Here is a 12,547-nt window from a genome sequence, read left to right as displayed (position 1 = left end):
CGCACGCCTCAGGACCGGCCTTCCGGTCTCCGCGGAATCTCCTCGTCCGCGCCGCACAGCTCCTGGCCGAGTTCATGCACCAGCTCGCTCAGTTCGTGCGGGCGGTCCGCCGTCCACCAGTCGCCGAGCAGCTCGGCGAGCGAGGCCTCGCGCGCGGCGGCGAGCCGTTCGGCCACGTCGTACCCGGCCGCGGTGAGGACCAGCGGGACACCCTCCCGCAGCGCCAGCCCCCGCTCCTCCAGCTCCCGTGCGGCCTCCGCGACCACGGCCCGCGGCAACCCGACGCGGTGGGCCAGGAGTGCCGGTTCCACCGAGCCGTAGCGCCTGATCCGCAGCACCATCCAGCACGCGGCGGGGCGCAGTTCCACCCCCGAACGGTCGGCGATCCGCGCGTACAGGTCGCGGCGCCCCTCGCGGGTGCCCAGGACGGACAGCGCACGGCGCACCTCGTCGGCGGAGGACCGTTCCACCGGATGGTTGACCAGCGTCTCGCTGGCCTCGGGGGTGCGGACGCTGCCGCGCAGCGGGTCCTCCCGGAGCAGCAGCGAGAGCACGAACGCCACCAGGACCACGGGCGCGGCGAAGAGGAAGACGTCGGTGATGGCGGTGGAGTACGCCTCCAGCACCGCGCTCCGGGCCTGCGGGGGCAGTGCGGCGACACCGCGGGGGTCCTCCTGGAGACCGGCCACCGAGACGCCCGGCGGCAGCGCCCGGCCGCGCAGCGCGGCGGACAGTTCGTCCCCGAGCCGCCCGGCGAAGAGCGTGCCGAACACGGCGACGCCGAACGCCGCGCCCACCGAGCGGAAGAAGCTGGCGCCGGACGTGGCGACGCCCAGGTCCTCGTAGCCGACGGCGTTCTGCACGGCCAGCACCAGCACCTGCATGACCAGGCCGAGCCCGAGGCCGAAGACGGTGAAGTAGACGCTCGCCTCCCAGGTGGAGACGGCCGGGTCCAGGCGGTGCAGCAGGAGCAGGCCCACGCCGGTCACCGCGGTGCCGAGCACGGGGAAGACCTTCCACCGGCCGGTGCGGCTGACGAGCTGCCCGGACAGGGTCGAGGAGAGCAGCATCCCCGCGACCATCGGCAGCATGTGCACCCCCGACATCGTGGGGGACACGCCCTGCACGACCTGGAGGAACGTCGGCAGGTAGGTCAGCGCGCCGAACATCGCGAAGCCGACGACGAAGCCGATCGCCGAGCACAGCGTGAACGTCCGCACCCGGAACAGCGTCAGCGGGACGACCGGCTCGACGGCCCGCCGCTCCACGCGGACGAACACCACCAGCAGCAGCGCCGCCGTCAGCACCAGCGCGGCGGTCTGCCAGGACAGCCACGGCCAGGTGGTGCCGCCCAGCGAGGCCGTCAGCACCAGGCAGGTGGCGACCGAGGCGACCAGGAGGGTGCCGAGGTAGTCGATGCGGTGCCGGTGCGGGCGGGACGGCAGGTGCAGCGCGGTCGCCGCGACGACCAGCGCCAGCGCGCCGAACGGCAGGTTGATGTAGAAGACCCAGCGCCAGTCCAGGTGCTGGGTGAAGAAGCCGCCCAGCAGCGGCCCCAGCACGCTGGTGGTGCCGAAGACCGCGCCGAACAGGCCCTGGTAGCGGCCGCGTTCGCGCGGCGGGACGAGGTCGCCGACGATCGCCATGGACAGCGTCATCAGGCCGCCGCCGCCGAGCCCCTGGAGGGCGCGGAAGCCGATCAGCTGGCCCATGTCCTGCGCCACCCCGCACAGCGCGGAACCCGCGAGGAAGAGCACGATCGCGGTCTGGAAGAGCTTCTTCCGCCCGTACTGGTCGCCCAGCTTGCCCCAGAGCGGCGTCGCTGCGGTGGCGGCCAGCAGGTACGCGGTGACCACCCAGGACAGGTGGTCCAGGCCGCCCAGCTCGCTGACGATCGTCGGCAGAGCCGTCGCGACGATCGTCTGGTCCAGTGCCGCCAGCAGCATGCCGAGCAGCAGCGCCCCCAGGGCCGGCCAGAACGACCGCCCGGGGTGGGAGGCGTCACCGGGCCCGGCGGCTTCGGCGTCGGACGGCCCGGTCGGGGAGGCCACGGCGTCACCTCACTCCCGTCTGCGGCACGCACGGCTTCCCCACATGGTCGCCGCTCCGGGCCGCCCCGTCGCGGGGACGCCGTCCTCCCCGGCCCGGTCCCGGCCCGGTCCGGGCCCCCGGAGCCTCAGTCCGTCTTCGGGGCGGCCTGCTGGGCGACCTCGAAGGACCACACCTCGGAGCCGGTGGCGGCCGGGCGTGCCCGCTCACCGCTGCCGCCGCCCTGGTGCGCGGCCTTCATCGGGCCCTCCATCCAGGCCCGGAAGGCGTCCTCGTCCCTCCAACGGGTGTAGACGAGGTACTGGTCGGTCCCCTCCACCGGCCGCAGCAGTTCGAACCACTCGAAGCCGTCCGCGGCCTCCACGAGCCCGGCCCGGGCGCCGAACCGCTGCTCCAGCGCCTCGCGCTGCTCCGCGGGCACCGTCAGGACGTTGATCTTCACGACGCTCATGCCTTCCATCCTGCCGCAGTCGCCGCGGTCGCTCGCGCCCGGCACCCCGGCCGCCCCGGCTGACCGGCCACGCCGGGCCTCGCGCCGCCGGGCACAGCCCCGCCGGCACGGCCGTTCGGACCACCGTCAGGTGACCGCGGGGTGGCCTGCGTCCTGCCGGAGGGCACAGGATGGGCGACGACATCGGGACGAGGGGAGACGGCGGGGCGTGACGGATACGTCAGGAGAGCGAGCCGGCAGCGGAACGGCGAGCGGATTCCGGCCGGTCACGGCCTTCGGACGGCTCGGCCCACGACGGGGGGCGGCGCTGGTCGCGCTGTGGCTGCTCGCGGCGGCGCTCGCCGTGCGCGAGCTCGCGGGTGCCCTGAGCACGCGATCCGGAACCTGGGATTCCGGTCTCTTCCTCCGGACGGCTCCGGACGCCGGCCCCGGGGCCGGCGGATCGTCCTACGCCGACGACGCGTTCACCGGCACGCCGTTCGCCGGCCTGGTCCTGACACCGCTGCGGCGCGCCGCCGACGGAGGCATGGGGGCGGTGTGGACGGCCGTCCCGATGCTTCTGGTCGCCGCCGTGGCCGTGATGGCCGTACGGGGACTGCCGGACCGCTTCGGCCGGCGCACCGAACTGCTCGTGGTGCCCGCGGCGTTCAGTGTGCTCCTGGTCTCCACGCCCGTGCGTTCCACGTTCGGGCTCGGCCAGAGCGGCGCCCTGCCCGTCCTGCTGGTGCTGCTCGGCTGGCTCACCCTGGGCGCGGGCGAGCGCACGGCCGCCGACCGGCGAGCCGCCGGCGTCCTCATCGGCCTGGCCGCCGCACTCCAGCCCGCCGTGCTGCTCTTCGTGCCCCTGCTGTGGATGACCGGCCGGCGCGCTGCGGCCGGGGCCACCGCGGGCACGTTCGCCGCCTGCACGGTGCTCGCCTGGAGCCTGATGCCCGCGGACTCCCGCACCTACTGGCTGCACCACGTCGGCGGGACGGGCCTCGCCGACCCCTCCGACGCGCTCGGCAACCAGTCCCTGCACGGCGCGCTGCTGCGGCTCGGCCTGCACGGGCCGCTGGAGATCGTGCTGTTCGCCGGGCTCGCCGCCGGTGTCGCCTGGCTGGCCGTGCGCCGCGCCGCGCTCTACGTCCGGGACGGTCAGCCGCTGCTCGCCGCCGCGGTCACCGGCTGCGCGACGGTCGCCGTGTCGCCCGCGGCCTGGCAGCACGAACAGCTCTGGATCCTGCTCGCCGTGGCCGGCCGGATCGGCCGGCGCAGCGGCGACCGGGTGATGTGGCCCGTGCTGGTCGTCGCGGTGATGACGCTGGACGGCAGCGCCCTGCTGCCGAACGTCCCGCCGCTGACGGCGGTCGGGGACCACGCGCCGCTGATCGCCGCCCTGCTGACGGCCTGCGCGGTCCCCTTCCTCGCCCGTGACTCGCCCTACTGGAACGACCCGGTGCGCACCGGGCCGTTGAGCCGCCCGAGCCTCCTGCTGGAGCTGCTGCTCATCCGCGTCGGGTACTGGGTCTACTCCGTCATCCGCGGCCACGCCCCCGACACCCGCGGCACGGCCGAGGGCCACGGGCTGCAGATCCTCGACGTCGAAAGAGTGCTCCTCCTCGACTGGGAGCACGCCCTCAACCGCTTCGCCGTCGCCCATCCGTGGCTCGAGACCCTCTGCAACGTCTACTACCAGTCGCTGCACTACGCGGTGCCCGTCACCCTGCTGGTGATCCTCTACCTGCGCCGGCCGGGGGAGTACCGAAGACACCGCACGGCCCTCAGCTTCGCCACGCTCCTCGGCCTGGTCGGCTTCTGGCTCTACCCGCTCGCCCCGCCGCGGCTCATGCCCGGGCTCGGCTACGTGGACACCGCGCACGGCCCGCAGGACCTCTCCGACCCCGACTTCGGCGCGCTCACGGCGCTGTCCAACCAGTACGCGGCCATGCCCTCGCTGCACGTCGGCTGGTCGCTGTGGTGCGGCGTGGTCCTCGTGTCCATGACCCGCAACCGGCTGCTGCGGGCGCTCGGCGTCGCCTACCCGCTGCTCACCACCTACGTGGTCATGGCCACCGCCAACCACTACCTGCTGGACGCCTTCGGCGGAGCGGTCGTCGTCGCCGCCGGGTACGGGCTGCAGCGCGTGCTCTTCCGGCTCCGCGGCCTGCCCGCCGGACGCCTTCTCGACGCCCCGGGCACCACGCCCCCGACCGCGTCCCCGACCGCTCCGGCGCCTGGGGCGGAAGGGCTACGGCTGCCCGGTCCCCGCACGGTCGGCGCGGCTCGCGTACCGGTCGGCGGCCCAGGCCAGCGGCACGGTCGCGGCCCAACTCCACAGGGCGGCGAGGGGAGAGACGACCGCGATGCCCACGGAGACGAGGAAGACCACCGCCTGAGCGGGCAGCGGGACGCTGCGCAGGCTCGCGACACCGGTGGAACGGTGGATGTGCGCCTCCATCGCGTACAGCAGCAGCGCCGCGAGCCCGACGACCGTCCCGTACAGGCCGGGCCCGACGGTCCGGTCCGAGTAGTCCTCCAGGACCGAGGTGGGGAAGGGGATCAGCGAGACCAGCACCAGGAACGCGATGTTCAGCCAGAACAGAGCTGAGTCGATCCGTACCGCGCGGCGCATCGAGACGTGGTGCGCCCGCCAGAACACGGCGATCACCACCGCGCTCAGCAGGAACGTCGCGATCTGCGACCACACGTCGTCCAGCGCGGCGTCCAGTTCGCGCCCGCTCAGCCCCTTGGGCACCTGGATGTCGAGGACGAGCAGGGTGAGGGCGATGGCCACCACCCCGTCGGTCAGGGTGATCAGCCGCTCCCGCGGCACCTCCGCCGCTGGATCGGCGCCGCCGGGCCGGCTCCCGGCTCTCCGCGTGCCGTCGTCCATCGGCCCATCCTCACACCGCTCCGGCCGCCCGGCGGCGAGCCCACGCCCCGCCTCCGCCGAACGGGGCGTCCCGGACCGCGTCGGCGGTCACGGGCGGCGGGCGCCCGCCTCGGTCACGGGCGGCGGGCGACGGCGACGATCTCGCGGCTCTCCGCGGTGACCGGGCCGCGGTCCCAGCCGCCGTACACCGCCTCGACGGTGAATCCGGCCGCGCGCAGGAGGGCGTCGAGCGCGGCCGGTTCGAGGAAGCGCAGCGCGGTGGTCGCACGGCGCAGCACCCGCCCGCCGGGCGTGGCCGTCGTCTCGGTGAAGGTGACGACTCCGTCGCGGACCGAGAGCGTCTCGTGCCACACCCGCAGCCGGCGGCCGGAGACGTCCACCACCTCCGTCGCGTGCTCCGGGCTCCATCGCTCCCACGCCCGGGCCTGCGGGTGGCGGGTCTCGAAGACGAGGCGCCCGCCCGGCCGCAGGGCGGCGCGCACCGCCGCGAGCGAGGCGCGCAGCTCGTCGTCGGAGACCAGGCACTGGAACGCGTGGCCGGTCATGACGGCCAGCGCGAACTCGGCGTCCCACGCGGCCTCGGCGGCGGTGCCGCGCACCCACTCCACGTCTGTGCGGCGCCGGGCCCGCTCGAGTGACGCGCGGTCCGGGTCGAGGCCGGTGAGGCGGCCGGTGTGGCCGTGCCGGCGGGCGGCGTGCAGCATGGCGCCCGTGCCGCAGCCCACGTCCAGGACCGCGTCGGCGGCCAGGACGAGCGGTTCGTAGAAGGCGTCGCCCGGCCACCGCCGGGCGTCCCACGGGCACAGCACGTCGTAGAGAGCGGCGGCGTCGGCGTCGGTGAACCCGGCGTCGGAGCACCCGGAGGCGGAGCGCGGGTCGTCGGTGGGCATCGCGGCAGTATCCACCCGGGGCGCACGTCCGCGCCGCCGGATTTCAGCCGCGGGGGGTCGCGGGTGCCTCGAACGCGGCCGGGGCGTCGAAGGCGGCGCGGCGGGTGGCGCGGCGCAGCGCCTTGAGCAGCGGCGCGCCCAGCACGAGGGTCAGTACGGCGGACAGCAGCGCGCGGGGCAGGTCCCAGCCGAGCGAGGTGGCCAGCACGAACGCCGTGAAGTGAGCCAGGTTCTCCTGTACCGGCGCCCCCGGCTCGAAGGCAAGGCCGGGGGGCAGGCCGGTGTTGTAGATCGCCCAGCCCTGGAGGTTCATCAGCGTGCCGTAGAGGACCGCGCTCACCGCGCCGTACCCCGCCAGCAGCCACAGCTCCCGCCGTCCGCGCAGGGTGTCCGGCCCCGGAAGCAGGCCGGCGCCCATCGCCACCCAGCCCATGCAGAGCATCTGGTACGGCATCCACGGCCCCACGCCGCCGGTCAGCAGCGCGGACGCGAACATCGACACGGCGCCCAGCACGAACCCGAACCCGGCTCCGAGGACCCGGCCGGAGAGCACCATCAGGAAGAACATCGGCTCCAGTCCCGCCGTGCCCGCCCCCAGGGGCCGCAGCGCGGCGCCCACGGCCGCCAGGACGCCCAGCATGGCGACGGCCTTCGCGTCGAGTCCGGAGTCGGCGACGGTCGCCACGGCCACGGCGAGCAGCAGCGGCAGCAGCGCGGCGAACAGCCAGGGCGCGTCGGAGGCGGCGCCGACCAGGTCCGACCGCGCGTCGGCGAGCAGCGGCCATCCGATCGCGGCCAGGCCGATCGCGGAGACGAGCACCAGCGCGGCCACCGCGCGCGGCCCCAGCCGCACGGGCCGGACCTGTGCGTCCTTCCGGGCAGGTGCGTCCTTCGGGGCCCGCCCGCCCTTCCGCGCCGGTACGTCCTGACGTCCCCGTGCACCGGCGCGGGTCATACGACACCTCCGCCGGACCGGGCGAGCGCGTCACGGACCTGCCGCAGCGTCAGCCACCGCTGCGGCGCCAGCACTTTGGCCAGCTGCGGGGCGAACGCGGGGGAGGCGGTGACCACGTCGGCGGCCGGGCCGTCCGCGACCAGGTCACCGTCGGCCAGGATGACCACGCGGTGGGCGATTTCGGCGGCCAGTTCGACGTCGTGGGTGGCCAGTACGACGGCGTGGCCCGCGCCGGCCAACTCGCGCAGCACCCCCACCAGCCGGGCCTTGGCCGCGTAGTCCAGGCCGCGGGTGGGCTCGTCGAGCAGCACCAGCGGGGGCGCCGCGGTGAGGACCACCGCGAGCGCGAGGGCGAGCCGTTGCCCCTCCGACAGGTCGCGGGGGTGGGTGTCCCCGGGGACGCCGGGCAGCAGCCGTTCGACCAGGCTCCGGCAGGTGCCGTCGGCCGCGCGGGCGTCCCGGTCGGCGGTGGTGCACTCCGCGCCGACGGTGTCCGCGTAGAGCAGGTCACGGGGGTCCTGCGGGACCAGTCCGACGTGGTGCAGCAGTGCCGAGGGGCGCGTGCGGTGCGGGACGGCACCGCCGACGTGCAGCGCGCCGGCGGCCGGTTCGTGCATGCCGACCAGCGTGCGCAGCAGGGTGGACTTGCCGGCTCCGTTGCGGCCCATCAGCGCCACGGTCTCCCCGGCGCGCACGGTGAGGTCGAGCCGGCGCAGCACCTCGGCCCGCCCGCGTCGCACGGTGATCCCGAGGGCCTCGGCGGCTCTTCCGTCTCCGGGGCGTGCGCCGTCGCGTGCCGGTGAGGGCCCGGAAGCGGCGTCACGCCGGCGCCGGAAGGACAGGAACCGTGCCGGGCCCCGGGGCGGGACGGCCGTGGGCGTCGGCGACTCCGCGCCGCCCGCCCCTGCGGGTGCCGGGCCCTCGCCCGGCTCCGGGGACACGGCCTCGTCCGGCGTGCGGGAGTCCGGCGTGGGGGCGTACGCCGCCAGCCGTTCCCGGAGCGGGGCGGCGCGGCGGCGCGCGTCGCGGACGGAGAGGGGAAGCGGGGACCAGCCCGCCAGCCGGCCCAGGTCCACCACCGGAGGGCGTACGGGCGAGTCGGCCATCAGCGCCGCCGGGGTGCCGAGCAGGGGCGCCGCCCCGCGTTCGGGCAGCAGCAGGACCTGGTCGGCGTACTGCACCACCCGCTCCAGGCGGTGTTCGGCCAGCAGCACCGTCGTTCCCAGGTCGTGCACCAGGCGCTGCAGCACGGCCAGCACCTCCTCCGCCGCGCCCGGATCGAGCGCGGAGGTCGGCTCGTCGAGCACCAGTACCCGGGGGTGCGGGGTGAGGACGGAGCCGATCGCCACCCGCTGCTGCTGCCCCCCGGACAGCGAGGTCAGCGGCCGGTCGCGCAGCGCCGCGATGCCCAGCAGGTCCAGGGTCTCCTCGACGCGCCGCCGCATCACCTCCGGTGCCAGGCCCAGCGACTCCATGCCGTAGGCGAGTTCGTCCTCGACGGTGTCGGTGACGAAGTGGGCCAGGGGATCCTGGCCCACCGTGCCGACCACGTCGGCCAGTTCACGCGGCTTGCGCGTGCGGGTGTCACGTCCGTCGACCGTGACGCGGCCGTGCAGCGTGCCGCCGGTGAAGTGCGGGACGAGACCGGACACGGTGCCCAGCAGAGTCGACTTGCCGACACCCGACGGGCCGACCAGCAGGCACAGTTCTCCCTCGGGGACGGTGAGGTCCACACCCTGCAGCGCGGGCCGCGACGCGTCCTGGTAGGTGACGCCGACCTGCTCGAAGCGGATCACTGGGAAGGCTCCTCGGGGTACGGGGCCGGCTCGCGGGCCGCGCGTCGCGCCGCGGCCGCGCGGGTGCCGGGGTGTGGGCGTGACGGGCGCAGCCGGCCGGCGGTCGAACCGGTGGTCTCCGCCGCCCCGGTCTCCGGTGCGGTCTCCTCCCCGGCGCCGCGCACACCGGTGCCCGGGCCGTTCCTCCCGGCGGGCAGCGGCGCGACGAACGCCGGGAGCAGGCCGAGCAGGACGGACGCTGCGGGCCACAGCGGCAGCGGCGGTACGGTCGGCGGCACCACCGGCGGGTGCATCGCCGCGGGCAGTTCGGCGCCGGCCCAGACGGTGAGTGCTGCCACCGCCCCGCCGGAGCCCGCCACCAGCCACGCGCGCAGCCCCCACACGTCGGGCCGGTACCGGCTGCGCAGACTGCGCCGCCCGCCCAGCCGCAGGCCGACGACCGCGATCAGCAGCCCTCCGGCCAGCAGCGGAGTGCCGTACACCGCACCGGTCGCGGACAGCAGCGCGTAGCTGCCCGCGCAGACGCCGAGCAGGCCGCCGAGGGTCAGGGCGGCGGTGAGGCGTCGTACCCCGGGCGGCACCTGCGCCGTGCGGCCGTAGCCGCGGGCGTCCATGGTGGCGGCCAGCGCCACCGAACGCTCCAACGCGCCCTCCAGCACGGGCAGTCCGACCTGGATCAGCGCCCGCGCGCCCCGGTCGTCCCGGCCGCGCAGCCGTCGCGCGGCGCGCATCCGCAGCACGTCCGCCACCAGGTTCGGCGCGAACGTCATCGCCACCACGACGGCGACGCCCACCTCGTACAGCGCGCCCGGCAGGGACTTCAGCAGCCGCGCCGGGTTCGCCAGCGCGTTGGCCGCCCCCAGGCACACCAGCAGGGTGGCCAGCTTGAGGCCCTCGTACAGCGCGAAGAGCATGCCCTCCGCCGTCACCCTCCCGCCGATGCGCACGCCCTGCGCCCAGTCGGGCAGCGGCACCTCTGGCAGGGTGACCAGAACGTGGGTGCCGCCCACGGCCGAACCGAGCACGAACGCGAACAGCAGCCGGATCGCCAGAACCAGGAGCCCCAGCTTGAGGAAGGCTCCGTACGAGCGGGCCCACGGCGAGTCGGTGCGCCGGGCGGCCACGACGTAGCCGGCCACGGCGACCAGCAGCAGCAGGAGCAGCGGGTTCGTCGTCCGCGACGCGGCGACGGCCAGTCCCAGCGCCCACAGCCACCACGCCCCGGCGTGCAGGGCGTTGCTTCGCGACGCCCGCGGCGCGCGCAGCGCCGTGCCCCAGGCCGCGCCGCGACGCGGGGTCGGGCGCGGGCCGGGAGGCCGGTCGGTGGAGGAGGGCACGGGAGGCACGTCCTCAGTCGCGGCGGCGCCGGGTCTGCCAGAACGCCCCCGCCGCCAGAGCGACGACCACGCCCACGCCGACACCCACGCCGACGGCCGTCCCGCCGTCACCGCCGTCAGGCGCGTCGGCGTCCGCCGGGCCGGAGTCCGGCTCCGGCTGCGACTCCGGGGAACCGTCCGCGGACACCTCCTCGCCGCAGCCGCGCCCGGGGTAGCCGTCGATGGCGCACAGCAGCGCGGACGAGCCGTAGCGCAGCGGCTTCATCGTGGCGGCGAGCGCGTCGGCGGCCGTGGCGTCCTCCGTGACCCGCGCGCAGGCCGTCCGGCCCTCCGGCGGCCGTTCGCCGCCCGGGGCGTCCTCGGCGGTGCCGAAGTCGACGGAGAGGGCGATCCGCTTGGTGCCGTCCTCGGCCGCCGTGCCGCCGCAGATCTCCTGGAAGCCGGCGGGGCCGCGCGGCTTCGCCGCGTCCCCGGAGTTCTCGCTGACGGAGAAGCGGAAGCCGAGCACGTCGCCGTCGGACGGCCGGAGCGCGGCCGGGCCCTGGCGCGCGTACGCCCAGGCACCGTCCGTGCGTTCCCAGAACGACCAGTACCGGTACCCCGCGGCCTGCGCCGGTACGGCCGCCGACACCAGCATCCCGGCCCCGAGCACCCCCGCGACCAGCGCCCGCAGCGGAGCGCGCCGCCGTGGGCCGCTTCCCCCGCCGGCCCGGCGGGGCAGCAGACCCCTCACTGCTTCCGCTTCCCGCGTCCGCTCAGCAGGATGCCGATGCCGATGCCGGCCACCAGGAAGGCGGCCACCGTGGAGACGAGCGTGACGGTGTCGCCCTCGTCCTCCTTCTCCTCCTCGGCCCGGGACTTCGGCTCCTCCACCGCCGCCGGCTCCGGGCCGGTCGCGTTGAGCCGCTTCACCAGGTCGGTGCCGCCGAAGTCGCGCGGGTCGGTGCCGGTGGCGTGCGCGGCGAGGACCAGTTGGCCGAGTGCGGCGGGCGACGAGGCGTGCTTGTCCCAGTCGCCGTGGTGCTTCTCCAGCCAGCCGACCGTGGAACGCGCGGCGTCGCCGTGGCCGCCGGCGGCCAGCGCGAGCACCGCGTCGGCCGTGTTGCCGTAGTCCGGCTGGTCCTCCGAGCCGGGCAGGGCCGACATCAGGTGCCAGTCGTTTTTCTTCAGCACGCCCGTGAGGTACGCGGCGCCCGCCTCCGCGGCGTCCTCCGGATCCTTCCGGTCGCCGCCGCCCCCACCGCAGGCGAGCGCCTCGACGGCCTCGTTCTCGTCCTTCTCCAGCGGCTCGACGACGAATCCGTCGCCCTCGCCGGCCAACGTGGCGGCCGCCGTCGCGTCGGTGTTGGGCGCGAGCGCGCCCTTCTTGTCGGGCTGGTAGGCGAACGCCCCGCGCTCGCCCGCCTTCGCGTCGCAGCCGAGCCGGAGGCCGAGCAGGGCGTCGTAGGGGGTGGCGTCCTTCTTCCCGGCGGTCGTCCGCTCCGGGTCCTGCCCGGTCTGTTCCAGCGCGCCGATCACCACGGACACCGAGTTGGCGTCGGACGGGGAACCGGGGTTGTAGCCCCAGCCGCCGTCGTCGTTCTGCACCGACTTCAGCCAGTCCACGGCCTTGCCCACGGCGTCGCCGTGACCGCCGAGCACCGACAGCGCCTGCACGGCCGCCGCCGTGGCGTTCGTGTCGGCGACGGTCTTCTTCCCGCACGGCGCGCCGGGGTCGGCCCGGTAGGAGGCGAACGAGCCGTCGTCGCACTGCTGCGCGGCGAGCCAGCCCACGGACTTCTTCGCCGGCGTGACCCCGGCGGTGTCCTGGGCGAGCAGGGCGAGGGACTGCCGCCACACACCGTCGTACGTCGGGTCGGCCTCGCCGTACAGGCCGGCGTCACCCTTGCCGGCGGCCGCCGGGGCGCCGCCCGGCGCGGTGACGGGGGACGCGGCCGCCAGGGGGGCTGCGACCGCACAGAGCACGGTGGTGGCGGCGAGGGCCGCTGCGCTGCGGCGCAGGAACATGACGGTGCCTTTCGGTGAGCCTTCACACGGTGGGTGGTGCACGCAGCCGCGCGCCCCGCACCTGTCCGCGCGTCTCGCGACGCGTGACGGCACACCGGGCTCAGCTCCGCATACCTCGACGGTGCCGGGGCCGCCCGCCGCGCCGGACACCCTGGGGTGCCGGCGCCGCGCCGTGCGGCTCCGGGAG

9 protein-coding genes and 1 pseudogene are annotated in these 12,547 nt (G+C 75.8%); 1 reads left to right on the top strand and 9 read right to left on the bottom strand.

Translation table 11 applies throughout. From position 1 onward, the window contains the following. Window positions 1-8 precede the first annotated feature (8 nt). Window positions 9-1,946 carry an MDR family MFS transporter gene (locus tag RM572_RS00115; protein WP_394813505.1) on the bottom strand — a complete coding sequence of 646 codons (1,938 nt, stop codon included), beginning with the start codon at window positions 1,944-1,946 and terminating at the stop codon, window positions 9-11. A gap of 230 nt (window positions 1,947-2,176) precedes the next feature. After that, on the bottom strand, window positions 2,177-2,500 hold the full coding sequence (locus tag RM572_RS00110; protein ID WP_027762919.1) for an antibiotic biosynthesis monooxygenase family protein: 324 nt from the start codon (window positions 2,498-2,500) through the stop codon (window positions 2,177-2,179). A gap of 208 nt (window positions 2,501-2,708) precedes the next feature. Between RM572_RS00110 and RM572_RS00105 the strand changes: the two genes are divergently transcribed. After that, a complete protein-coding gene (locus RM572_RS00105; protein ID WP_311671189.1) occupies window positions 2,709-5,090 on the top strand; it encodes a bifunctional glycosyltransferase 87/phosphatase PAP2 family protein in 2,382 nt (793 codons plus the stop codon). A gap of 6 nt (window positions 5,091-5,096) precedes the next feature. Here the strand turns inward: RM572_RS00105 and RM572_RS29710 are convergent. The 7 genes and pseudogenes from RM572_RS29710 to RM572_RS00075 form a co-directional block, all read right to left on the bottom strand. Further along, window positions 5,097-5,375 (bottom strand): annotated as a pseudogene (locus RM572_RS29710) (TMEM175 family protein); the annotation flags it as partial. 113 nt (window positions 5,376-5,488) lie between these two features. Beyond that, on the bottom strand, window positions 5,489-6,265 hold the full coding sequence (locus RM572_RS00100; protein WP_311671188.1) for a class I SAM-dependent methyltransferase: 777 nt from the start codon (window positions 6,263-6,265) through the stop codon (window positions 5,489-5,491). Between the two features lie 43 nt (window positions 6,266-6,308). Then, window positions 6,309-7,220: an ECF transporter S component gene (locus tag RM572_RS00095; protein WP_311671187.1), complete on the bottom strand. Its 912-nt coding sequence runs from the start codon at window positions 7,218-7,220 to the stop codon at window positions 6,309-6,311. Beyond that, window positions 7,217-9,016: an ABC transporter ATP-binding protein gene (locus RM572_RS00090; protein ID WP_311671186.1), complete on the bottom strand. Its 1,800-nt coding sequence runs from the start codon at window positions 9,014-9,016 to the stop codon at window positions 7,217-7,219. The genes RM572_RS00095 and RM572_RS00090 overlap by 4 nt, the downstream gene beginning before the upstream one ends. Then, complete coding sequence (locus RM572_RS00085; RefSeq protein WP_311671799.1) at window positions 9,013-10,281, bottom strand: CbiQ family ECF transporter T component; 1,269 nt, start codon at window positions 10,279-10,281, stop codon at window positions 9,013-9,015. Before RM572_RS00085 ends, RM572_RS00090 begins: the two co-directional genes overlap by 4 nt. Window positions 10,282-10,366: 85 nt before the next feature. Continuing rightward, the gene (locus RM572_RS00080) at window positions 10,367-10,990 is read right to left on the bottom strand and encodes an SCO2322 family protein (protein ID WP_311671798.1); all 624 of its coding nucleotides are present in this window, start codon (window positions 10,988-10,990) and stop codon (window positions 10,367-10,369) included. Between the two features lie 92 nt (window positions 10,991-11,082). Continuing rightward, the gene (locus RM572_RS00075; RefSeq protein ID WP_311671185.1) at window positions 11,083-12,360 is read right to left on the bottom strand and encodes a prenyltransferase/squalene oxidase repeat-containing protein; all 1,278 of its coding nucleotides are present in this window, start codon (window positions 12,358-12,360) and stop codon (window positions 11,083-11,085) included. Window positions 12,361-12,547: the final 187 nt, after the last annotated feature.

The sequence above is a fragment of the Streptomyces hazeniae genome (assembly GCF_031845485.1).
GTDB lineage: Bacteria > Actinomycetota > Actinomycetes > Streptomycetales > Streptomycetaceae > Streptomyces > Streptomyces hazeniae.
Note: the sequence above shows the minus strand (reverse complement) of the source record. Positions and strands in the feature narration are given on the sequence as shown.